This is a genomic window from Paenibacillus sp. YAE3 (assembly GCF_057546105.1).
The window spans coordinates 71,639-94,086 of sequence record NZ_BAAIYF010000007.1; the positions used below are offsets into that span (position 1 = coordinate 71,639).

The following is a 22,448-nucleotide window of genomic DNA, read 5'->3' on the forward strand; positions in this document are numbered from 1 at the left end:
CTTATTTTCCTTTCCGGGTCAGTTGGGCCAGTACGTCCCACTGCTCCTCCGTCACTTGTCGAAGGTCGTTGAACTGTCCGGCTCCCTGCAGCCATTCCCCGCCATCGATCGTGATCACTTCCCCGTTGATATACCCGGCATAATCGGATATCAGGAACGCGGCCAGATTCGCGAGTTCTTCCGGATTTCCCACTCGTCCTAGAGGGACCCTGTCCAGCATTTTCGCTTCCAGCTCAGGCGTAGGGGAAAGCCGCGACCATGCCCCTTCCGTCGGAAAAGGTCCCGGAGCGATTGCGACCTGCCTGATGCCGTATTTGGCCCATTCGACGGCCAGAGAGCGGGTGATCGCCAGCACGCCGGCTTTGGCGGCCGCCGAAGGCACGACATAGCCGGAACCGCTCGTGGCATACGTCGTAACGATGTTCAGCATGGTGCCCGCACGGTTGCTCTCAATCCAGCGTTTTCCTGCTTCAAGCGTCGCATAGAAGGTACCGTGAAGCACGATGCCCAGCACCGCGTCGACGGCACGCGGAGACAGGCGCTCCGTCGGGCTGATAAAATTGCCGGCAGCGTTATTGACAAGGACGTCCAGTCCTCCGAAGCGCTCCTCGACGGCGTCCATCAACGCGCTGATTTGGGCGGGATCCCGAACATCGCAGGACTTGTAAAAAACATCAAACCCGTTAGCGGTCAGCTCGGCAGCCGTTTCCTTCAACACCTCTTCCCGGCGGCCGGCGATCGCCAGCCTGGCTCCGAGCTTTGCAAACTTTTCGCCCATGGCGCGGCCAAGCCCGGTTCCGCCCCCTGTAACCAACACGACTTTCCCCTTCAGCAAATCACTCGAAAACGGTTCCATACCTAAGTCCTCCTTTATCGTCAATAGGATGCAAAATAGGACGCAAACGCAGTCAGCGCCCGGCCATGGCCGGAAAATGACGGCTTTTCAAGCAGGGAGCAGGAAAGTAAAATAGGGGCAAGCATGAAATATCTTCCTTTTTCCTTGCTTACTACCATTGTACTTCATGCCAATTCACTTCGAAAGGAATGAATCGATGTCCGGTCTACGAAATAAATGGGGAATATTGCAGGTCGTGAATATGGGAACCTTGATATCGACCCTCGATGTAGGCATCGTGAACGTATCGCTGCCGTTGATGGCGCGGCAATTCTCGGTAACGCTTGCGCAGATCCAATGGGTGGCGACGGCATATCTGCTCACCATGGTCGTATTGCTCCCCTTCTTTGGGAAAATGTCGGACCGCATGGAACGAAGGAAGGTGTATAGTTACGGGTTCCTGATATTCGGGGTCGGATCGTTTTGCATCGCTGTGTCTCATAGCTTTATGCTTCTTTTGCTTTCCAGATGCCTTCAAGGGATCGGCGCAACCATGATCATGGCCAACAGTCAAGCGATGGTAAGGCATGCGTTTCCCGACCATGAACGGGGGAGAGCGCTCGGATACAATGCCATCGTAATCTCCGCGGGAACGTTGGCCGGCCCCGCCCTCGGCGGACTGCTGCTGGAAGTGGTGGACTGGACATGGCTGTTTTGGATCAACGTGCCGATTTCGGCCGCGGCGTGCTGGCTCGGTTTTCGCTGGTTTCCCCGCGGCGGGGACGCCGCCGGCAAAAGCCCGTTCGACTACGTCGGAACCTTTCTGCTAGGAGGCGGGGTGTGCTTGCTCATGCTGGCGGCCGAAGGCGCCAAGGATGGCGCTGACGCCCTGAATATATGGCTGGAGGGAGCACTCGGCATTCTTCTGTTATGCGCCCTAGTCGTCCAAGCGCAAAAAATCGACTACGGCATCATTGATCGCGAATTGTTCAGGCACAGGAAGGTATGGCTGGGGAATACGTCTTCGTTCATCATAAACTTGGCGCAAACGGCGACGCTCATCCCGGTTACGTTTTATTTGCAAAGCGAGATCGGCTTCTCCGCTTCGGCCACCGGCGCGCTTTTGATGCTGCAGCCACTTGTCATGGGTGTCGTGGCTCCTTTTGCCGGCTGGTTCAGGGACCGTTACGGCGGAAGTTTTCCGATCCTTGCCGGAGCGGCGTTGTGCTCCGCCTCCATGTTATCCGTCATGTTCTTGCCGACGGTTCCGGCATGGAGCATTGGTCTGCATTTGGCCGTTTTCGGCATCGGCACGGGATTGTTTCATGCCACGAACAACGCCGAAGTCATGAGCGCGGCACCGGCCGAAAAAAGCAGCCTCGCCGGCAGCCTGCTGGCGCTTGTCCGCTATCTCGGCCAAATCGTCGGCATCGGATTGGCTACGGTGTTTGTAGGCACCATGGGAAGTCACGCACAGGTTCAGGAGAGTCATGGAGTTTCCATCCGGATCCTGTTCGGGATCTGCTGCGCGTTATGCCTGGCCGTAGCCATTGCCGGACGGTATCTCCCGAAGGAAAAACCGAACAGCCCGAACTTGTCCGCATCATGAGCGACCCTGCGTATAGGAATGCAGAGCCAAAAATGTGAAAGAAGCTGCGCTTCTCAGCCCAAGTTACTGTGAAAACGCAGCTTCTTCCTTATTTTCATCGAACCGCACAACTTCCTATGCAATGAAAAACTTTCTAAGCGAGTCATATCATCTAGCAGGCGGCATATCTATCACTATACGGAAGTTTTTACGAGAGTGAAGTAGAAGGCTCCAGTTTTTTGACCTCTGGTTATTTCAGAAGCCAGAGCGCCGGGACGTTCGTTGGCTCCCATCCAACGAGCGACGTGTGCGCTTGACGGCATTCATACGTCTGACCATTGTAAGTCACGAGGGTTCCTGGCGTATAAGCCACGTTTGGAGCCCAGGGTGCGACTGCCGGTCCTTGAGCGGTCGTCGCCGTTACGGCATTGCTGCTCGCGGATTCGTTGCCTGCGGCATCTATCGCCCGAACGGTGAACGTATACGCGGTGTCCGGATTCAGACCGGTAACGGTGTAGTTCAGCGTCGTTCCGGAAACGGATCCGGCAAGGGCAGTCCCTTTGTAAATACGGTATCCGGTTACGCCGACATTATCGGTTGCCGCATTCCAGGACAAGGACACCGAAGAGGAAGTCGGCGTTCCGTTCACCTGAAGGCCGGTAGGCGCTGTCGGGGCTTGCGTATCGGCCGGAGGGAGAGCGGATGTCGTGAACGTTACCGGATTGCTGGCAGCGGATTCGTTGCCTGCGGCATCCACGGCTTTAACGGTGAATGTATAAGAGGTATTAGGCGCAAGTCCCGTAACGTTATAGCTCGTAGCGGAAGCGTTTGTTGTCGTCACCAACGTGGAACCGTTGTAAACTTTGTAGCCCGTTACGCCGACGTTATCGGATGCGGCTCCCCAGGCAAGCGTGGCGCCCGAGCTGGAAATGTTGGAAACGGCGAGATTGGAAGGCGCGCTTGGAGGCGTCGTATCGGCAGGATTACCTCCGCCGCCAAAGTCTACGTCAATGACGTTGTAGAACGCGTTGGCCGTGTCCGCGATTTCCCACACCGCGAGAATGACTTGGTAACCGGTTCTGTTCGGCACCGTACACGTATCCGAATAGGAGCCCGGAGGCTGTTTGCCGCCGTAGCCGACGGAGCAGAACGGAGTCAGGTCGAAGGAATCGCGAGTCAATGGGGCGTTTGGATTCCAGTTTTGTTTCGTAATGTAATATTTCCAGCTTGTCGTGGCATGTCGGGCCGACAAATTCCAAGTGAACGTTTTAGTGCCCGGGGTCATGCTTACTTTCGTCCAGCGCGTGGCGGACTGTTGGTCCAATTCCGGAAAAGCGCCGTTCGCGCTGGCGATTTTGCCGTCTGCAGGTCCCGCCTCGGGAAATCCTTTTTTGGCTTCAAGGCTTTGAGGCTCGTACTGAATCGCCCCGCAATTGGTATTTGCCCCCGTTTTGCAAAGATAAGCACGGCTGGCAGGAGATTCTACATAACCGTGAGCGGAAGCGCGGTCGGCGATCAGAAGCATGAGGGCGGTCATTACGAATAGCATCCCCCCGGCAAGCAGCCATTTCATAAACCTGTGGTTCGGCAAACGAAGCGTTGTCATTGAAATTCTCCTCTCAAATTTTTTTCGAACGGAAGCAGCAAACCAACATTAAAAAAATAACTTGAAACCGTTGGTGAGTCGCAACACCCCCTTGTCATGAATGAAGAGAAATACGGACAGCGCCAACATGGATGTCGAATGTATATAAACTCAATAAATGAGTCTATACCGATTAATTAAAGCGGTTACATTTTGAGGATGGCGAGAACTTACCGAATGATTGAAAAACCGTCACGATTCGCGAGAGAAATAAGCCGGGACCGAAAATATCATAATATCGAATTATTAACGCGGTTAAAGTTATAATTGCCAATAAATAGTATTTGTACTATTAAAATAAACCATATTTTGGGGATCTACAATGATATAAAACTACGATTTCCTATACATTTTGACGATTCCAACAGTTGATCACGATATAATTTCTTAAAAAACGTTATGGTGTCATCACCATAAGTTAACCGCAAATAAGTTATGTAAACTAATATTGCTCAATAGCCAATGAAGCAACTTACTCATGGTGATGTTGCAGCAAAAAGCAGGAATCGACATTCGCTTCGACAATCCCGTTTCCATGCGCGTTCTCTTGCGATATTAGTGCTGCATCATGGGTAAAACTTGTTCATCCGCCGAATTCAAGCTATAATATATCAGTGTATTTATTAGACCGAAGTCAGAATCAATAGCGAAAGAGAGCGGAAAAGCATGGGTCGTAAGTGGAATAATATCAAAGAAAAGAAAGCTTCGAAAGACGCAAATACAAGCCGTATATACGCCAAATTCGGGCGCGAGATTTACGTCGTCGCCAAGCAGGGCGAACCGGATCCCGAATCCAACCGCGCGCTGAAGGTCGTTTTGGAACGCGCCAAAACGTATAATGTGCCGAAAGCCATTATCGACCGCGCGCTGGAAAAGGCAAGAGGAAACTCCGATGAAGTCTATGACGAGCTTCGTTACGAGGGCTTCGGACCGAACGGTTCGATGGTCATCGTCGACGCTTTGACCAACAACGTCAACCGCACGGCTTCCGAAGTCCGTGCCGCATTCAGCAAAAACGGCGGCAACCTCGGCGTGAGCGGCTCCGTTGCGTATATGTTCGATCAAACGGCCGTGATCGGCGTCGATGGCAAAACGGAAGAGGAAGTGCTTGAGCTGCTGATGGAAGCGGACGTCGACGTGCGCGATATCGTGCAAGAAGACGAAGCGGTGATCGTATACGCCGAGCCGGACCAATTCCAGGCGGTACAAGGGGCGTTCCAGGCTGCGGGCATTACGGAGTTTACCGTTGCCGAAATCACGATGCTGGCACAAAACCATTTGACGCTTCCGGCAGACGTTCTGCCGCAATTCGAAAAAATGATCGATGCGCTTGAAGATTTGGATGACGTGCAGCACGTGTATCACAACGTCGAATTCGAAGAATAAGATCATGGATTTATAAATCATCCGCCGATCGGCGTTTGCACCAATAAAAAAACCTGCAGCGGTTTGTGGCCACTGCTGGTTTTTTTTGTTTTTTAAGGGGGGCGGTCAGTCAAACTTAAAAATGAGCCTGTTTACATACGGTTACGAAAACCGTTTTTTCGATCGAATTTTGCATCTTTCCGCAAAGCGGATTATGATATGATCTAACGAGAGGATTTTTTGGCTCCAAAAAGATAAGAGAGAGGAGAGGGGAGCTTTGGCGAAACTAAAAGATATCGCGGAACGCGTCGGCGTCTCCATTTCGACGGTATCCCGCGCCATCAGCAACGACACCAGCAGGCCGGTCAACGAAGAAACCAAGCGAAAAATCCGCGAAGCAGCCCAGGAGCTCGGATACCCGCTACAGGAAGAGCTTGACCCCGGCAAGCAGGGAAGCGCTTCCGATAAACGGATCGCCTGCGTCGTGCCGCAGCCGCTGATCGAAAACCATCCGTATTTCAGCGAGGTGCTCGCCGGGTTCCATGACCGGATGAACGAGCTCGGCCATCCCCCGGCGATCGTGCGGACGCTGGACGAAGTAAGCGATGCGGAGCAGATCCGAAACCTCGTGAAGGAAAATAGCATCCGGGGCGTTGTCATCATCAGCTGGTACGACCAGGCGCTCATCGAACAGCTCGAAAGAGAAAAGGTGGCCGTACTGGGCGTGAGCTTAAACGATGAACGCTTGACGGTGCCGGTTGTCGATTGCGACCGCATTTTTTCGGCAAGAACCGCGGTCCGCCACCTCATCGACCAAGGACACCGCCGCATCGGCTTCATCGGAGGTCCGGCTTATTCGAGGAAAATGGACAACGACGAACGTTTTATCGGATATAAATTCGCGATGATGGAAGCCGGCCTTTCCATGCCGGAGGATTGGATCATCAACACCAACTGGAACGTGGATTTAAGTTACAGTATGCTCACCGACCTGCTCGTCAACCGCCCGAAAGGCGAATGGCCGACGGCCATGTTTTGCGCGAGCGACATGCTGGCCATCCCGGCGATGCGCGCCGTCGTGGAGCAAAAAGCGCGGATTCCCCAGGACATCGCTTTTGTCGGAATGGACGACATCTCGTTTGCCCAGTACACGAATCCGCCCCTGACCTCCGTCCATGTCCCTAAATACGAAATCGGAAAAGCGGCGGCCCAATTCATGATGGATTATTTGGACGGCGATTACCCGGCGCTGCCGAAAATCCTTTTGCCCTGCCGGCTCATGATCCGTGAATCTTCGAATTTCGTCCGACGACCGGAGGAATAAAGCCGTTCCCGCTCCGATTCACCAAGCAAGACCCTGATACGAATGGCGTGTCAGGTTTTTTTGTGCCCTTTTTATACATCTAAATCCAAATATTGCGCCAACAATATCCAAAAATAAGGTTTGACAATCCAAATCAGCCTGTATTATGATGAAAAAAATCAAAACAGATTCACAAAAAATCCAAATTTGTATTCCTTTGAGTTCAGAGGATATTTTTTTACACATAATTGATTGCGCTTACATTTGGTTAAAAATAGGGTTGTTTCATGAAGATATGTGTTGTTTGTTAGACTCGTCTTTCCGGATGAACTACTTCGAATTAATCCAAAAATGATCCAAATTTGATTTTGTATCCGCCAAAAGCACTCGATAACCTTGCTGTTATAACCTTTACATAGCAAATGCATCCAGGTTCCACGACTACATCTGCCTTAACGTTGGAAGGAGGAACATGATGAATGCCTTAAACGTACTGTCGCCCGGAATGTGACCGCCGTATCCAAGTCTATACCAAGGGGGGAGCCATATGGCCAACGCCAAAATGTCTGCCGTGACAGGCGCGGTACCGGGTACGAAAAAGGAACCCAGGCTGAAATGGAGCCGGATCGCGCGCAACTGGCAGCTGTATTTGCTCATTTTGCCGGTCGTCGCGTATTACGTTTTATTTCACTACGTGCCGATGTACGGCATCCAGATCGCGTTCAAGGATTTTATCGCCACGAAAGGAATCACCGGCAGTCCGTGGGTGGGAACGGAGCATTTCGAGCGTTTTTTCCACAGTTACTTTTTCTGGCGCTTGATCAAAAACACGTTGGGACTCGGGTTGTACAGCCTTGCCTTGGGTTTTCCGATCCCGATCCTGCTCGCGCTGCTGATGAATGAAGCCAAATCGGCCAAATTCAAAAAATTCGTGCAAACCGTTACCTACGCGCCGCATTTTTTATCCACGGTCGTCGTCGTCGGCATGATGATGATTTTCCTGTCTCCGCGTTACGGCATGGTCAACCATCTGATTACCGCTTTCGGCGGACGCCCGATCGATTTTATGGCGGAGCCCGGATGGTTCAAAACGTTGTACGTCCTGTCGGACGTGTGGCAAACGATGGGCTGGAGTTCGATCATTTATTTGGCGGCTCTCGCCGGCGTCGACCACCAGCTGCATGAAGCGGCGCGCGTCGACGGTGCCGGCAGGCTGCGGCGGATCTGGCATATCAACTTGCCGGGCATCCGTCCGACGATCGTCATTTTGCTCATCCTGAACATCGGCAGCATCATGGGCATCGGCTTCGAAAAGGTGCTCCTGATGCAAAACAACCTCAACATGGAAACCTCGGACATCATCGCGACCTACGTGTACCGGGCCGGGATTCAGGGCGCCGAATACAGCTTCTCCGCAGCGATCGGATTGTTTAATTCCGTCGTGAACTTCATTCTGCTCATCACCGTGAACTGGGTAACCAAACGGATGGGCGAAACAAGCCTATGGTAAGGAGGAAACGGCATGTTATTGGAATCCCGCGGAGACCGCGCATTCAATATGATCGTTTACGTCATTCTTAGCCTGGTTGCCGTCATCGTGCTGTACCCGCTCATTTTTGTCCTCAGCGCCTCCTTCAGCGATCCGCAAACCGTTTTGCGCGGGGAAATGCTGCTGTGGCCGAAGGGCTTCAACCTGAACTCTTATTCGAAAATTTTTCAGAATCAGGACATTTTGTCCGGTTACTCCAACACGCTGCTGTACACCACCATCGGGACCTTGATCAATCTCGTGATGACCGTTTTGGGGGCCTATCCGCTTTCGCGCAAAGATTTTGTGGGCAAAAACGCCGTGATGGCGCTGTTCGTATTTACGATGTTTTTCGGCGGCGGACTGATTCCGACCTACCTGCTGATTAAAGACCTGGGCATGCTGAACACCTTTTGGGTCATGGTCATTCCGAACGCCGTTTCCATCTGGAACATCATCATCATGCGCACCTTCTTCCAGCAGTCCATTCCTTACGAGCTGCAGGAGGCGGCAACGATCGACGGGTGTTCGAACATCCAGATTTTGACCCGCATCATTTTGCCGTTGTCGATGCCGATCATCGCCGTCATGATCCTGTTTTACGCCGTCGGCCACTGGAACGCATTTTTTAGCGCGCTGCTCTATCTGTCGGATAAGGAAAAATTCCCGCTCCAGCTGATTCTGCGCGAAATTCTTATTCAAGGCCAAACGAGCGACATGGTCAAAATGTCCACCGAGTCCGCGATCAAGCAGCAGCGCGAAGTGGAAGGCATCAAATATGCCGTGCTCGTCGTCGCCAACATACCGGTGCTCATCCTGTATCCGTTCCTGCAAAGGTATTTCGTGAAAGGCGTCATGATCGGTGCCATCAAAGGGTAAACCCTTGATTGGATAAAAGTTGAGGCAAAGGGAGGAAGGAATAAGATGAACAGAAGCAAAAGGGGGAACATGCTGCTCGCATGCCTGGTTTCCGTCGCGTTGCTTGCGGGATGCAGCTCGGGCAAATCGGGAGATGCCGGCGGCGGAAAAGCCAAGGACGCGGATGAGGCCCAAGTCAACCAGACAGGCTTCCCGATCGTCAATGAAAGCATCACGGTAAAAGGGTTTGCCGCCAAATTTTTCGCGAACGCGGATTGGAACAACATCAGGCTGTGGAAGGACTACGAGCAAAAGACGAACATCCGCGTCCAGTGGGAGACGGTCCATACCGAAACGCTGAAGGAAAAGCGGAATTTGCTTCTCGCCGGCAACGACTATCCCGAAATGTTTTACGCTTCGGCGTTTTCGAGATCGGATTTGCTGAAATACGGCAAACAGGGCGCTTTTATACCTTTAAATGATCTGATCGACAAATATGCCCCCAATTTCAAAGCCGTCATGGAAAAATATCCGATCATCGCCAAGGGCATCACGATGCCGGACGGGAACATTTACGGGCTGCCGACCATTTATGACCCCGAGTTCAAATCGGTGTTGTACGGTACGCCGTGGGTGAAGCAGGAGTGGCTGGATAAGCTCGGCTTGAAGCAGCCGGAGACGCTGGACGATTTTTACGCCATGCTGAAGGCGTTTAAGGACAAGGATCCGAACGGCAACGGCCAAAAGGACGAAATTGCCTGGGGCGCGGTCGGCACGGCCGGCATCGTCAATTACTTGCGCGGCTCTTTCGGGCTCAACAATCACGGCACCTCGAACATCAACGTCGACACGGATCCGGAAACCGGTAAGATCCGGTTTATTCCAACCGACGACCGTTACAAAGAGCTGCTCCAGTTCGTGAACAAGCTGTATAAAGACGGACTGCTCGAACAGGATATCGTCTCGGTCAAGAGCACCGAGGTCGATGCCAAAGGCATGCAAGGGCTTCTCGGCGTATCCGATAGTGTTGATCCGGTTGCGATCTACAACCAAAAAGGGTATGTCGGCCTGTCCGTTCTGAAGGGGCCTCATGGCGACCGGCAGTATAACGCATACGGTTCGCCTCTCGGCAACATCGGCATGTTCGTACTGACCGACAAGGCGAAACATCCGGAAGCCATGATGAGATGGATGGACTATTTCTACAGCGATGAGGGCATCAAGCTGTTTTTCATGGGCTGGAAGGATGAAACGTATACCGAAGACGCAAACGGCAACGTCGATTATACGGACGAAATCAAAAACAACCCGAAAGGGCTGAACCTGGACCAAGCGGTAGGGCAATATTTGATCTGGCCGGGCGGATATTATCCCGGGTTCGTCAAACAGAAGTTTTTCAAAGGGGCGGAAGGCCTGCCGACTTCGGTCGAAAACGCCAAAAAAGCCGAGCCCTACGTGCTGCCGCAAGATCAAGTCTGGCCGCCGTTCAACTTCACGCAGGAGGAGCAAAGCGAGCTGACGACGATTCAGACGGACATCGAAACCTACGTCAACGAAATGCGGGATAAATTCATTACCGGCAACGAGTCGTTCGATAACTGGGATCAGTATGTCGCGGCATTGAAAAAAATGGGCGTCGACCGGTACGTGGCGATTTATCAATCGGCATCCGAGCGTTACGCCAAATAAAAAACAGAACAACGTTAGCAAATCCGTATACGCAGGAGTCTCGAATTCTACCGAAGGCACCCTGTAAGGATTTCCATCATATCAAGGGTAGGGGAGAACAAACATGAACAAACTGACAGCCGTATTGGTTGGAGCGGGAGCACGGGGAGGAGCGTATGCCCGGTACGCATTGGATTATCCGCATGAGCTTGACGTCGTTGCCGTGGCCGAGGCCGACCCGGTAAGAAGGGCCAAATTCGCCGAAGCCCACGGCATTCCGCCGGAGCGGTGTTACGAATCATGGGAGCTGCTGCTGAAAGAGCCGCGTTTGGCCGACATCGCCATCATTTGCACGCAGGACCGGATGCATCATGGGCCTACGATGCAAGCATTAAAACAGAAGTATCACGTTCTGTTGGAAAAACCGATGTCGCCTTCGCCGGAGGAGTGCTTGGATATGGAGCGAATGGCGAGCGAGCAAGGCCGTTTGCTGACGATCTGCCACGTGCTGCGTTACACGCCGTTTTGGAGCACGATCAAAAAAGTGATCGACGAAGGGCGGATCGGGGAAATCGTCTCCATCCAATTAAACGAAAACGTCGGGTATTGGCATATCGCCCACAGCTTCGTCCGGGGCAATTGGAACAATTCCGATAAATCGAGCCCGATGATTCTGCAGAAATCATGCCATGACATGGACGTTCTCTCTTGGCTTATGGACCGTCCTTGCGTACGGGTCAGCTCCTTCGGTTCCTTGAAGTATTTCCATGAAGGCAGCGCCCCGGAAGGATCGGCCGACCGCTGCTTGACCTGTTCCGTCGAACCCAACTGCGCTTACTCCGCGCCGCGGTTTTATTTAAGCGACGAATTCCGCGGGTGGGCAAGGCATTTTACGCCGGAACTGACGAGGGAAAGCATCGTTAAAGGGTTGCAGGAAACGGACTACGGCCGCTGCGTGTTCCGAAGCGACAACAACGTCGTCGATCACCAGGTCGTCAATTTGGAGTTTGAAGGCGGCGCCACGGCGATGTTCAGCATGTGCGGATTCACGTTCGAGCAGGAACGGCGCATTCAAATCATGGGCACGCAAGGCGAGCTGCGCGGGGAAGAAGACAAAATCACGTTGTACGATTTTCTTACCCATCAAAAGACGACCATCGAAATTCCGGTGCAAACGAGCGGACATGGCGGCGGCGACAGCGGCATCGTGCGGAGCTTCATCGATCAGGTTCGGAATGCGGGCAGCAAGGAAGGATTAACGTCGGCATCCGTTTCCGTCCGCAGCCATATGATCGCTTTTGCCGCGGAAGAATCCCGTTTGAACGGCGGACAGGTGATCGAACTGAACGATTTTATGCAGAAATGGCAGCCGGCGGGCGTCGACTCCAATTCATAAGGACGTCCTAATTCATGAAATAGGACATCAAAAAGCTCTGTTTTCTTCCCGATCCGGGAACGAAAGCAGAGCTTTTTTTGCATGTCTGAAGCCATCGGCGGGCTGTCTTTTACATCATGCGGTTTCTCGGGTTAAAGCCGTTCTTCGAGCACGTTCATCGACGCAATATGGTTTTTGGTTTCCTGCGTCCCCAGACGATGCAGCAGTTGATAAATATCCTTCAGGTCGCGCTCGAAATAATCGTTATCGCGGTCATAATGCTCGGGGATGCCCGGATAATGCATGCGGTAGTAGGTTTCCATGTCGAAGTGGCTCATGGAATCGAAAAGTCCGCGAAGCTCCGTAATTTCCTCCGGCGTCGCTTCGATGACGAATTCATAGGAAGAGTCCCCTTGGGATTCCATGATCGTCCGGGATTGTACCGATACGTAATATTTTCTTTTGTCCACATCAAACACTCCTGACGAATTAAGTTAAGCCCTTGATCTCAAAATACCACCAGACTAACGCGCCTAAGACGATCAGCACGGGGACGGCCAAATATAAGATGACAATGGGATTGGCAAGCAGCGGGTGCCTGGCAATCGTGGGATGGATGTGATCCCGTTCATGGTGTTGTTGTTTGCGCATGATGGAGATGGACATATATAACGAAACTGCGCAGACGATGACGGCCAGTACGGCCAGCACGGTGTACATCATCGGATTCCTTTCTCCCCTTTCGGCATTGGAACATTATATCGGAATGCGTATGCAAAACGAAGGTGATCGTTTCGAATTGCGGCAGAATAAGCGGAAGTTTACTGCCAAGAATGTGTTATTATGGTGTGCTTAATCGATAATATTATTCATGAACCATCGAACGGGTAAACATCCTGAATATGAATCTGAATATGAATCAGACATTCAACTTCTGCTATTTTGCATGATATATAACCTAATCAGGGTGTCCGAAATCGAATTAGGACGTATTAATTATTGATTATTTTATTTATATGACGTATTATACAAACAGACATTTATCGCCAGAGAGAGGAGGCAACCATTATTAAACTGACCCCGCGGCAACAGGAAATTCTCGATATCGTAAAAAAACACGCGCCCGTGACAAGCGAGCAGATCGCCGAAATGCTCAATTTAACCAGGCCTACGATCCGTTCGGATTTGTCGATCCTGGTCTGTCTCGATTATATCGCCGCCAAACCGAAGGTCGGGTATTTTCCGGGAACGAAAAAAACGGCGGCCGAAGAAAACAAGGCCTCGCTCTTGGATTTGAAAGTTGGCGATATTCACGGCGTTCCGGTTATCGTCAGGGAAACGACGACCATACACGATGCGGCGGTAACGCTGTTTCTCGAAAATGTGGGTCACCTCATCGTCACCGACGAGGACGGCAAGCTTGTAGGCATCGTCTCCCGTAAAGATATGCTTAAGGTAACGCTCGGCAATGCCGCAGCGGCCGCCATGCCCGTCAGCTTTATCATGACCCGGAGAGCCAATGTGGTCACCGTATCTCCGGAAGATACCGTTCTTGACGCCGCGCGCAAAATCATTGCGCATCAGATCGACAGCCTGCCGGTCGTCGTTCCGGCGGAGTCCGGCATCGACGGAGAGGTTCACGTGGTTGGACGGATTTCCAAAACGAATATCATACGAAAGATGCTTGAGACATTAGCACCGGAATAATGGGAGGAATGGGATGAAACAGGCGTCAACCCGTGTTATAGCCATATGCTCGGATGCGATCGGGGAAACCGCTGAGGCGGTGGCGATGGCCACCCTTCGGCAGTTTGAGCTGGCCAACACGGAAATCAAACGAATCATGAATGTACGGCATGAAGATGAAATCACCCGGTTGATGGAGAATGTGGCCGAGCGCGGAGGACTCGTCATTTACACGATCGTTCAGCCGGAGCTTAGAGAAGCCATCAAGGAGGAATCGATTCGGCTCAATGTCCGTACCGTCGATATTATGGGGCCGATGATGCAGGCTGTGATCGATACGTTCAACGATACGCCGAAACGGCTTCCCGGGCTCCTTCACCGGTTGGACGAAGATTATTTCCGCCGCATCGAAGCCGTGGAGTTCGCGGTCAACAACGATGACGGCAAAGATGTCGGAGCGATCCTGAAAGCCGACATTATTCTGCTGGGCATATCCCGGGTTTCGAAGACGCCGCTGTCGATTTTTTTGGCCCATAAAGGAAAAAAGGTCGTCAATTATCCCGTCGTTCCGGAATTGACTCCTCCGGCGCAGTTGCGCGAGGTCACAAACGGCAAAATTTTCGGGTTAACCATCGATGCGGAGCAGCTGGTCAAAATCCGCTCCGAGCGGCTCAAATCGCTTGGCCTTCCGCTGGAAGCCCATTATGCATCCCTGGAACGCGTTCAAGCCGAACTGAAATACGCGCATTCGCTGTTCGACACATTAGGGTGCCCGGTCATCGACGTTACGGATAAAGCGATCGAGGAGACGGCAGGGCTTATTATGCAATATTTTTAATTTAAGATACTAAAAATGTTCGCAAACACGAAAAATGGATGATGGAGGGAAAACAAAATGGAACATCAAATAGCTTTGGAGCTCGTTCGCATCACCGAAAAAGCCGCGCTCGAGGCTGCCCGCTGGACAGGTAGAGGAGACAAAAACAGCGCCGATGAGGCCGCCACCACGGCGATCCGGAGCCATCTGAACTCCGTGGCTATTGATGGCACCGTCGTCATCGGAGAAGGCGAAATGGACGAAGCCCCCATGTTGTACATCGGTGAAACGGTTGGGAACCGGCGGGGACCGAAAATCGACATCGCGGTCGATCCGATCGAAGGGACCGAAACGGTCGCAAACGGTTTGAATGACGCGATCTCGGTCCTTGCCGCGGCCCCGGAAGGCAATCTGCTGCACGCACCGGACATTTATATGGAAAAATTGGCGGTAGGCCCGCAGCTGGCAGGTCATCTTTCGTTAAACGATCCGATCGAAACGACGCTGAAAAAAGCATCCGCAGCGTTAAACAAATCCATGTCCGAGATGACCGTTTCGATTCTTGATCGCGAGCGTCACCGGGATTTGATCGGCGCGCTCCGGAAAGCGGGAGTACGCATCAAGCTGTTGAAGCACGGGGACGTGATGGGCGCGATCGAAGCCGCCACCGACAGCGAAGTGGATATGTATATCGGTTCCGGAGGCGCCCCCGAAGGCGTGCTGGCGGCAGCGGCGCTGAAAAGCTTGGGAGGGGAAATGCAAGGCCGGCTGCTGCCGGACGGTCCCGATGAAACCGAGCGCGTGCAAAAAATGGGATTGGCCGATCCGCGGCAGCTGCTTGGCATGGATGACCTGGTCGGCACGGATCACGTCATTTTCGTTGCTACCGGCATTACGGGGGGAGACTTCCTGAGCGGTGTTCGCTACATGCCGAATCAAAAAGCCGAGACCCATTCCGTCATCATGCATTCGGGAAGCCAGATGGTCAGCTTCCTGCGCACGATCCATAAGCTGCCTTTAACCAGGGAAATTTTCACGCATGCCGCAATATAAATAATGGATCATATAACATAGAAAACAAACCCGGGAGTGGTACCCCATATCCTTCCAGGTTTGTTTTTTTAGGTTTATATATGTTTTCCCGAAGAACGGCGACGCCGTACGGCGCTAATCTGATCTCGTCCGAAACGCTATTCTGCGAAGCATGTCAGCCTATTCTCCCGCCGGCAGGGCGACGGGCGGCCTCCGCCTTCCGCAAATTCCTGTAAAACAGCTCTTAAGGAATAAAATCGGCATGAAGCTGCTTTAAAATGGTACAAATGATACTTGATAATTTCATATCATAATAATAAAATATTATTATAAATGACAAGTTGTTGACCTTTGTTCCGCTGTTAACGCCGCGCGAGTTCCTTTTTTTCAGCCATTGAAGCGGCATGTATGGTGCGTACGCGTTATCGCCTCGGTCGAACAATATTTCATTCAAGCCTGATTTCACTACAATACGGACTAAGGAGCCATGATTATGACACAACCAACGATTCAACCCATCGCAACCTCAAATGCCCCCGGAGCGATCGGTCCATATTCGCAGGCCGTTCGCATGGGGAACCTGCTGTTTGCTTCCGGACAACTTGGCATCGATCCCGCGACAGGCGAAATGCCGGCAACGGTCGAAGAGCAAACCCATCAATCCTTGAAAAACGCGAAAGCGATTCTGGAAGCGGCAGGCACGGATTTGTCCCATGTGGTCAAAACGACGGTTTTCCTGAACGACATGAACGATTTTGCGAAAGTGAACGAAATTTATGCAAGCTATTTCGCGCAGCCGTTCCCGGCCCGCAGCGCGGTACAGGTCGCCAAATTGCCGAAGGACGGACTCGTGGAAATCGAAGTCATCGCCATGATTCCGTAAAAGGCCAACAAGCAGCTCATGAAAATGGGCTGCTTTTTTTATATTTAATTTCCCCCCCAATTTTCATAGGGATTTTTTGGTATGATGGCTTTATGGGCATAAAAAGGGGGGGATATCATGCTTAACGTAATGGATGTGGCCGAAGCGCTAATCCATCATATCAGGCGGAATTTTCCGGAAGACATTGCAATCGTCGCGTATTACGGATCATATGCGCAAGGTGCCGCGACTGCAAGATCCGATCTGGATTTCTTTTTCATCCCTGCTACGCCGGCCGGATATCAAGCAAGCATTCAATTTATTTTGCGTGACATCGGCTTCGATTTTTGGCCGATCAGCTGGGATCGCGCCGAAAGGATGGCTGCATACCAAGAACCGAATACGTCGATTATCGCCGACAGCAAGCTGTTATACTGCCGATCGGATGAAGATTTGATCCGGTTTAACGATTTAAAGGACAAGATCCGCACGATGCCCCGGCACGGGCTGAAATTGGCGGAACAGAGCGAAACCTATATTCGTGACGCTCTTATTCATTGGTATAACCTGAACCGGTCCTGCGCCTCGGAAGGACTTGATTCCATCCGCACCGAATCGCACGGCATTTTGACGAATGCCATTTACGCGCTTGCGGCCATCAACCGGACGTACCTTGCGAAGGGTTGGGGCAAAAACACGAACCAAATCAGGGAGTTTCAGATTAAACCTCCTCACTTTGATGAAGATATGAAAGCAATCATGCGTTCCGACTCCTATGAGAAAATTCATGGCGCATGCGATCGGCTTCTGAAGGGTATAATGCAAATTTTGAACCAGGAAAAAGAGTCATATACCGACGGACCGTCTTATCCGGAACGAGTAAAAGGCATATATGAAGAGTTCAAAGGGATTTTCGATAAACTGAAAACCGCTTGCGAAAGAAATGATTATGATACGGCATTTTTTTGGTCCATCGGCGTGCAGGATGAGATATCCCGGTTTCTTTTTTATGCGGAAAAAGGGCGCTGGCCCGGAATTGCCGATGCTGCCCGGCATTATCAGGAACTCTACAAAAGCATAGGGTTGCCGAATCTTGCCGCTCTGCTTGATCCGCACGACTTAACCCCGCTTCTAGCGGCCGTCGAGCGACTGGAAACCGCATTCGCCGCCTGCTTGACGAACGAAGGGGTCGTGATCAACCGATTTGATACGTTGAAGGAGTTCGAGGAGTTTCTTGGGGGAGCCACCGACGACTCCGTTGATGAGACAGCCGGTGGATGAACGGGCGAATTCAAAAGGATATGTTCGATTGCGGCAGCCAATCTGCAAATCTTAAGAGCTCGGGATGGAGCTGACGGAGATATTCCAGATCCGTCTTGTAACCTTCCCTGATAAAAAATTGGGTTGCTTTGATTCCGTCATGTTCATGTTTCGGTTCAGGAGCCGATAGCGGATAAACCGCAGCGACGCCGAAAAAACGGCTTATACACTCAGCAAGCTGTCGGACCGTCAGTTCGTCGCCGGCGATTTCGAGCGATTGTCCGATAAATTGATCCGGCTGCTCGAAAGCTTTCCGCGCAAATCTGCCGATATCTTGAACGGCAATCATTTGCACTTTAGTATCTGGTTCCCCTTTATAAGGAAGAAGAATTTGGCCATCTGCCTTTTGGAGCGTAAATTTAAAGTTTTCCATGAACATCACCGGGCGAAGGATCGTTGCCGGCAACTGCAGCTGACGGATATACCGCTCAATTCTTCCCTTGTTTTCAAACGAGGTGATCCCGGTATTCCGATCGGCTCCTGCGGCCGAGCTGTAAACCAAATGCGATACTCCCGCTGCCTTGGCGCATTCGGCTACGCGTTTCCCCTGAAGTTCTTCCTTTTCGGGATGGTCCAAATCCAGCGCTTGAACGCTGAAAACCCCATAGACGCCGTCCATGGCTTTTACCAATGTATCCGGTTCATCCAAATCCCCTTTTACGGTTTCGATCCCCAGCTTCGTGAGCGATTCCGAAGCCGGGTGCTTGGGATCCCGCACCAATGCCCGAACCTTCCATCCGTTTGCCGCCAACTGTCGGGCCACCGCGCCTCCTTGTTGTCCCGTGGCCCCCATGACCAAAATCACTGGTGAAGACATTCATTTTCCTCCTAGCACATTGTGTCTTAGCGATAATCCGCTGTTGATAGTGTAATGGCAATGAAATATGATTTAAAGAAGGCAATATTTTTAAATATAATTTCAGAAAGTAAACTTACTATCTTTTTTATAGGAGAAAAGCATGGACATCCATACGGAAGAAGAACAGTGTCTTTATAACATCCAGCAGGCCATAGAGGTGTTGGGAGGGAAGTGGTCCTTTTTGGTTCTGGGTCAATTGTTTTGCCATGACGTTCAGCGTTTTAACCAGCTGCGCAGATCTTTGAAGCAGATCAGCACCAAATCTTTGCGGGATACGCTGCGCCATTTGGAAGAAAATCAAATCGTGAAGCGGACCGTGCTTCCCACCGTACCCGTGACCGTGGAATATTCCTTGACCGATAAAGGAAGGGACTTTAAAACCATCGTTTCCGAAATGCGGAGATGGGGCGAAAAATGGGGCAGCGGCGCAAGCGAATAATTCCTTGCAGATGCAAAGGCCGTGCAGGGAGAAGGAGGAACAGGGTGACTACCCGGATATTTTTTTCAACGAATCCAGTAGGCAGCATCGCTGCAGGTCAAATCCAGAACATGCTTGACCGGTTTCATCTGGGCGAACTTGTTTCGTTCGAGCGGACCGCCGAAGGAGTCATGCAGCAGACGATGTTTATTACGTCGACTTCCGGAGAATTTGTGCTTAAAGGCAATCCGATTTATGAAGGGCAATGGGCGGAGGAAAAGTTTTTTGTCGATCACTTGCATGAAATCTGCCGTGTGCCCGTGCCGGTCCCGTACATCATCGATGACCAAAGCGATATATTTGGCTGGAGCTATGCCCTCATGCCTCGTCTTCCCGGCGTACACTTTAATGATCCTGCTGTTCAAGCCAGGTTATCGGAAACGGATCAGATGATGATCGCTTCACGTTTGGCCGAGACTTTAAGTCAACTCCATCGCTGGAAAACGGATAGTTTCGGTGAATTCGATCCCGTGCTGCGGCGCATCCATCCTTTTGCAGATACCTATGGGTCATGGCTTTATAGCACGATCAAGTTTTGGCTGGATGACGCCCAAAAATATTCCGATATCCGTGCCGAAGATCAGCGCTGGGCTGATCACGTGCTGCAGGACACGAAACCTTCATTTGATGCTTTGGAAATTCCGTCTTTTGTCATGGGGGATTTCAAGCCCGAGAATGTTCTTATGGAGCATGATGGGGGCGAATGGCGGGTAAGCGGCGTCATCGATTTTACCACCTCCTATTTCGGGGACAGCATCGCCGATTTATCTAAAATAACCCTTCATTACCTTGATCTAGGTCAGGAAAAACTGGCTAAACGGTTCATTATGGAATATATGGGGCTGACGAATGCCGGTGAAGCCGAGATTCAAAGACTGAAGGTGCATTTGCTTCATCAACGAGTGCTGGATTGGGGATGTGCATACGCCACCCAAAGCGTAACCTGGGACAAACGGCTTTCGTTTTCGGAATGGGCGAATCGTTTTGTCCAGTTTGCTGCGGACATCAACTGAATATGTCCCTTCTCTCACAAACAGCCTGATCGATTCATTCGTTTGGGCTGTTTTGCTGCGTTTTTAGAAATTCAAGCGGAAACCATTTGAAAAATAAATTTTAATCGTTTTTTCGAGTTGCATCGTCTTACATATGTGAAACGAGTTTGGAAGGCTTCCATCGCAAACCGAAAAATAGAGAAGGGGGGCGGTTGTGGGTGGAAAACACGATGAGAAAAGCGAATGCCGCAAGCTTGGACGTGATGGACGAAGAAGCTTTTTTCATAGCTATAGCCGGCGAGCAGCGTAAATTGTATTCGATTGCCTTCAGTTATATGCGCAATGAGGCGGACGCGCTGGAAATCGTGCAGGAGGCGGCATGCCGGGCTTGGATGAAACGCAAAAAGCTTAAAAACGAGCAGGCCTTTGTCCCGTGGCTCATTCGGATCACGATCAACTGCTGCATGGACGAGCTTCGCCGCAAAAAACGCGTTGTGCCAACGGATACGTTCAAAGAGGAAGCTGTTCAGGAAATGAAAAGCAGCGACAAGATCGACCTGGAGCGGGCGATGGCCAAATTGAAAAAGAAGTACCGCCATGTCGTAATGCTGAAATATTATCAGGACATGACGACAGCCGATATCGCCAAAGTGCTGCAAAAGCCCGAGGGCACGGTCAAAAGCTGGCTTCGCGAAGGATTAAAACAGCTTCGTAAATATTTGTAAGGACAGGAGGCGAATCGTACATGTTGGAAAAAGAACAGCGCATTCTGGCACAGGACTCGGACGACGTGAACACAAAAGTCCATGACCTTCCCGAGATGATGCTTTCCACTGCGGTACGCCGCGGCATAATGCAAGGGAGGAACCGGGAAATGCGAAGACGAAAGTTATTTTACGGAATCGGGGCCATCGCCGTTGGAGCGGCAGCCATCATGATCACTATTTCATCGCTGGGGGAAGCGCCAAAGGAAAAACCATACGAACTGGTTCAAACGGCAAGCAGCCCGCAACCGGCAGATTTCGAATCGTTCCGGCCGATTGCCGCTCAAGACCAAGGCATTGCCGCCGCGTTGGACCAAGGGCTCGTGAAGCGGATCGATCAAAGCGTGGAGAAAAACGGCTTCCGCATCGATATTGCAGGCGCTTTTACGGATGGACGAAAAGCATACATCATGTACAGCGCGCAAAATCTTACGGACCATACTGCCCATCCCTTAGTGGATTCGCTTGATTTTGGGGGAGTCGAAGTATCGAACTTTCGGGCGGGGTCGAAACATGCCATGAGCAGCAACCAGCTGTCCCCAGGACAAACAGGCTATTATGTTTACACGGCAAACCTCGTCCCATCCGCGTCGTATAAAGGAGACGCCACATTAGCCGTTAAAATTTGGGATTCCACAACCAATGAATACCGGGATCAATTGAAATTTACGATTCCGCTCGAACCGAACATGTTCAAAAACGAGGAACGTGTCTACCATCCAGGCAGCACGCTGATCGTCGACGGGCAAAAAATCAACGTGCGCCAGGTGCAGTTTACGCCGCTGAACACCTATGTGGATCTGGAATATGATCGCAGCAACGGCAAGCAGATTTTTAAACTGCTGAATCCGGTCTTAATCGGAAGAAGCGGAGACAAGATTCAGAAAGTGTATTATCCGGATACAATGTTTTCCGACGAAACGAAAGTGACGCTCGTGTTTAAAACCAACACGTTTGACCAACTGGACCGTACGGAGCTGAAGGTTGCCGGTGTTGCGGCATTGGATAAAGACAAGATGAAAATCGTCGTCGATTTGAACAAAAAGGAGATCATTGAGGCGCCGGACGATCATATCCAAATCATCGAGCCGGAGGGGCCGGCGGGAGCGGGAGAGATTTTGTTCCATTTTAAGCTTGAAAAAGCTCAGGCTGCGGAAAGCTTCGGCTTATGGCTGGAGGACAGCTTCACGGATGCCGAAGGCGTCAAGCATAAAAGGCTGTCGCCGGAAAACATTACGCAGAGTGGACATATCGTGTCGAGAAATCCGGATGATTCGACCGAAGATTATAATCCCTATAATTTCGGAAAAGAAGCTCTTGACTACCCGCAGCCGCTGACGATCGGCATCAAACAGTACTGGAATCCCATCATGGAATCGCAATCGGTCGAACTGGTTTCGAAAAAATCGAATCGATAAACCATGAAGCCGAAAAAAGCAAGCTGAGGAGCCCCGTAAGGATTCTTGGCTTGCT

General features: G+C 51.4%; 21 protein-coding genes. 16 read left to right on the forward strand and 5 right to left on the reverse strand.

From position 1 onward, the window contains the following. Position 1 precedes the first annotated feature (1 nt). Positions 2–856 carry an SDR family oxidoreductase gene (locus AC27KL_RS14855; RefSeq protein ID WP_487170178.1) on the reverse strand — a complete coding sequence of 285 codons (855 nt, stop codon included), beginning with the start codon at positions 854–856 and terminating at the stop codon, positions 2–4. A 196-nt stretch (positions 857–1,052) separates the two neighbouring features. Here AC27KL_RS14855 and AC27KL_RS14860 point away from each other — a divergent pair, with 196 nt between their 5' ends. Next, complete coding sequence (locus AC27KL_RS14860) at positions 1,053–2,444, forward strand: MFS transporter (RefSeq protein WP_487170179.1); 1,392 nt, start codon at positions 1,053–1,055, stop codon at positions 2,442–2,444. A gap of 229 nt (positions 2,445–2,673) precedes the next feature. Here the strand turns inward: AC27KL_RS14860 and AC27KL_RS14865 are convergent, their stop codons facing one another. After that, complete coding sequence (locus AC27KL_RS14865) at positions 2,674–4,029, reverse strand: lytic polysaccharide monooxygenase (RefSeq protein WP_487170180.1); 1,356 nt, start codon at positions 4,027–4,029, stop codon at positions 2,674–2,676. A gap of 705 nt (positions 4,030–4,734) precedes the next feature. On the opposite strand from AC27KL_RS14865, the gene AC27KL_RS14870 reads away from it, so the two are divergent. The 6 genes from AC27KL_RS14870 to AC27KL_RS14895 all read left to right on the forward strand — a co-directional run bounded on the left by AC27KL_RS14870 (position 4,735) and on the right by AC27KL_RS14895 (position 12,186). Continuing rightward, positions 4,735–5,454: a YebC/PmpR family DNA-binding transcriptional regulator gene (locus AC27KL_RS14870; protein ID WP_339324920.1), complete on the forward strand. Its 720-nt coding sequence runs from the start codon at positions 4,735–4,737 to the stop codon at positions 5,452–5,454. Between the two features lie 256 nt (positions 5,455–5,710). Next, on the forward strand, positions 5,711–6,757 hold the full coding sequence (locus AC27KL_RS14875) for a LacI family DNA-binding transcriptional regulator (RefSeq protein ID WP_487170181.1): 1,047 nt from the start codon (positions 5,711–5,713) through the stop codon (positions 6,755–6,757). A 526-nt stretch (positions 6,758–7,283) separates the two neighbouring features. Next, positions 7,284–8,246, forward strand: a complete 963-nt coding sequence (locus AC27KL_RS14880) for an ABC transporter permease (RefSeq protein ID WP_212949592.1) — start codon at positions 7,284–7,286, stop codon at positions 8,244–8,246. 12 nt (positions 8,247–8,258) lie between these two features. Next, positions 8,259–9,143 carry a carbohydrate ABC transporter permease gene (locus AC27KL_RS14885; RefSeq protein ID WP_487170182.1) on the forward strand — a complete coding sequence of 295 codons (885 nt, stop codon included), beginning with the start codon at positions 8,259–8,261 and terminating at the stop codon, positions 9,141–9,143. A 45-nt stretch (positions 9,144–9,188) separates the two neighbouring features. Further along, positions 9,189–10,811 carry an extracellular solute-binding protein gene (locus tag AC27KL_RS14890; RefSeq protein ID WP_487170183.1) on the forward strand — a complete coding sequence of 541 codons (1,623 nt, stop codon included), beginning with the start codon at positions 9,189–9,191 and terminating at the stop codon, positions 10,809–10,811. 103 nt (positions 10,812–10,914) lie between these two features. Further along, complete coding sequence (locus AC27KL_RS14895) at positions 10,915–12,186, forward strand: Gfo/Idh/MocA family protein (protein WP_339324916.1); 1,272 nt, start codon at positions 10,915–10,917, stop codon at positions 12,184–12,186. 131 nt (positions 12,187–12,317) lie between these two features. On the opposite strand, the gene AC27KL_RS14900 is transcribed toward AC27KL_RS14895, so the two are convergent. Beyond that, the gene (locus AC27KL_RS14900; RefSeq protein WP_212949585.1) at positions 12,318–12,635 is read right to left on the reverse strand and encodes a hypothetical protein; all 318 of its coding nucleotides are present in this window, start codon (positions 12,633–12,635) and stop codon (positions 12,318–12,320) included. Positions 12,636–12,654: 19 nt separating this feature from the next. Continuing rightward, on the reverse strand, positions 12,655–12,888 hold the full coding sequence (locus AC27KL_RS14905) for a hypothetical protein (RefSeq protein ID WP_036709694.1): 234 nt from the start codon (positions 12,886–12,888) through the stop codon (positions 12,655–12,657). Positions 12,889–13,260: 372 nt separating this feature from the next. On the opposite strand from AC27KL_RS14905, the gene AC27KL_RS14910 reads away from it, so the two are divergent. The 5 genes from AC27KL_RS14910 (at position 13,261) to AC27KL_RS14930 (ending at position 17,843) form a co-directional block, all read left to right on the forward strand. After that, positions 13,261–13,872, forward strand: a complete 612-nt coding sequence (locus AC27KL_RS14910) for a helix-turn-helix transcriptional regulator (protein WP_339325143.1) — start codon at positions 13,261–13,263, stop codon at positions 13,870–13,872. Between the two features lie 13 nt (positions 13,873–13,885). Next, positions 13,886–14,689 carry a pyruvate, water dikinase regulatory protein gene (locus AC27KL_RS14915; RefSeq protein ID WP_487170184.1) on the forward strand — a complete coding sequence of 268 codons (804 nt, stop codon included), beginning with the start codon at positions 13,886–13,888 and terminating at the stop codon, positions 14,687–14,689. Between the two features lie 57 nt (positions 14,690–14,746). Beyond that, complete coding sequence (glpX, locus tag AC27KL_RS14920; protein ID WP_487170185.1) at positions 14,747–15,721, forward strand: class II fructose-bisphosphatase; 975 nt, start codon at positions 14,747–14,749, stop codon at positions 15,719–15,721. A 472-nt stretch (positions 15,722–16,193) separates the two neighbouring features. Continuing rightward, the gene (locus tag AC27KL_RS14925) at positions 16,194–16,583 is read left to right on the forward strand and encodes a RidA family protein (protein ID WP_036709690.1); all 390 of its coding nucleotides are present in this window, start codon (positions 16,194–16,196) and stop codon (positions 16,581–16,583) included. A 117-nt stretch (positions 16,584–16,700) separates the two neighbouring features. Next, positions 16,701–17,843, forward strand: a complete 1,143-nt coding sequence (locus tag AC27KL_RS14930; protein ID WP_487170186.1) for a hypothetical protein — start codon at positions 16,701–16,703, stop codon at positions 17,841–17,843. Between the two features lie 10 nt (positions 17,844–17,853). On the opposite strand, the gene AC27KL_RS14935 is transcribed toward AC27KL_RS14930, so the two are convergent. Next, entirely contained in the window at positions 17,854–18,699 is an 846-nt protein-coding gene (locus tag AC27KL_RS14935) for an NmrA/HSCARG family protein (protein ID WP_487170187.1), read from the reverse strand. A 142-nt stretch (positions 18,700–18,841) separates the two neighbouring features. On the opposite strand from AC27KL_RS14935, the gene AC27KL_RS14940 reads away from it, so the two are divergent. From AC27KL_RS14940 to AC27KL_RS14955, 4 genes are all read left to right on the forward strand, one after another. Then, positions 18,842–19,180 carry a winged helix-turn-helix transcriptional regulator gene (locus tag AC27KL_RS14940; protein WP_487170188.1) on the forward strand — a complete coding sequence of 113 codons (339 nt, stop codon included), beginning with the start codon at positions 18,842–18,844 and terminating at the stop codon, positions 19,178–19,180. A 44-nt stretch (positions 19,181–19,224) separates the two neighbouring features. Further along, positions 19,225–20,232: a phosphotransferase family protein gene (locus tag AC27KL_RS14945; protein WP_487170189.1), complete on the forward strand. Its 1,008-nt coding sequence runs from the start codon at positions 19,225–19,227 to the stop codon at positions 20,230–20,232. A gap of 209 nt (positions 20,233–20,441) precedes the next feature. Beyond that, positions 20,442–20,936, forward strand: coding sequence for a sigma-70 family RNA polymerase sigma factor (locus AC27KL_RS14950; protein WP_339324907.1), 495 nt, complete (start codon positions 20,442–20,444; stop codon positions 20,934–20,936). A gap of 20 nt (positions 20,937–20,956) precedes the next feature. After that, on the forward strand, positions 20,957–22,393 hold the full coding sequence (locus AC27KL_RS14955; protein ID WP_487170190.1) for a hypothetical protein: 1,437 nt from the start codon (positions 20,957–20,959) through the stop codon (positions 22,391–22,393). The last annotated feature ends 55 nt before the right edge of the window (positions 22,394–22,448 follow it).

Coding starts and splice junctions, on each gene's coding strand:
- AC27KL_RS14915 (WP_487170184.1), top strand. CDS start 13,886: ATGAAACAGGCGTCAACCCGTGTTATAGCCATATGCTCGGATGCGATC.
- AC27KL_RS14905 (WP_036709694.1), bottom strand. CDS start 12,888: ATGATGTACACCGTGCTGGCCGTACTGGCCGTCATCGTCTGCGCAGTT.
- AC27KL_RS14860 (WP_487170179.1), top strand. CDS start 1,053: ATGTCCGGTCTACGAAATAAATGGGGAATATTGCAGGTCGTGAATATG.
- AC27KL_RS14925 (WP_036709690.1), top strand. CDS start 16,194: ATGACACAACCAACGATTCAACCCATCGCAACCTCAAATGCCCCCGGA.
- glpX (WP_487170185.1), top strand. CDS start 14,747: ATGGAACATCAAATAGCTTTGGAGCTCGTTCGCATCACCGAAAAAGCC.
- AC27KL_RS14950 (WP_339324907.1), top strand. CDS start 20,442: ATGAGAAAAGCGAATGCCGCAAGCTTGGACGTGATGGACGAAGAAGCT.
- AC27KL_RS14885 (WP_487170182.1), top strand. CDS start 8,259: ATGTTATTGGAATCCCGCGGAGACCGCGCATTCAATATGATCGTTTAC.
- AC27KL_RS14955 (WP_487170190.1), top strand. CDS start 20,957: ATGTTGGAAAAAGAACAGCGCATTCTGGCACAGGACTCGGACGACGTG.
- AC27KL_RS14930 (WP_487170186.1), top strand. CDS start 16,701: ATGCTTAACGTAATGGATGTGGCCGAAGCGCTAATCCATCATATCAGG.
- AC27KL_RS14940 (WP_487170188.1), top strand. CDS start 18,842: ATGGACATCCATACGGAAGAAGAACAGTGTCTTTATAACATCCAGCAG.
- AC27KL_RS14890 (WP_487170183.1), top strand. CDS start 9,189: ATGAACAGAAGCAAAAGGGGGAACATGCTGCTCGCATGCCTGGTTTCC.
- AC27KL_RS14935 (WP_487170187.1), bottom strand. CDS start 18,699: ATGTCTTCACCAGTGATTTTGGTCATGGGGGCCACGGGACAACAAGGA.
- AC27KL_RS14865 (WP_487170180.1), bottom strand. CDS start 4,029: ATGACAACGCTTCGTTTGCCGAACCACAGGTTTATGAAATGGCTGCTT.
- AC27KL_RS14855 (WP_487170178.1), bottom strand. CDS start 856: ATGGAACCGTTTTCGAGTGATTTGCTGAAGGGGAAAGTCGTGTTGGTT.
- AC27KL_RS14870 (WP_339324920.1), top strand. CDS start 4,735: ATGGGTCGTAAGTGGAATAATATCAAAGAAAAGAAAGCTTCGAAAGAC.
- AC27KL_RS14895 (WP_339324916.1), top strand. CDS start 10,915: ATGAACAAACTGACAGCCGTATTGGTTGGAGCGGGAGCACGGGGAGGA.
- AC27KL_RS14880 (WP_212949592.1), top strand. CDS start 7,284: ATGGCCAACGCCAAAATGTCTGCCGTGACAGGCGCGGTACCGGGTACG.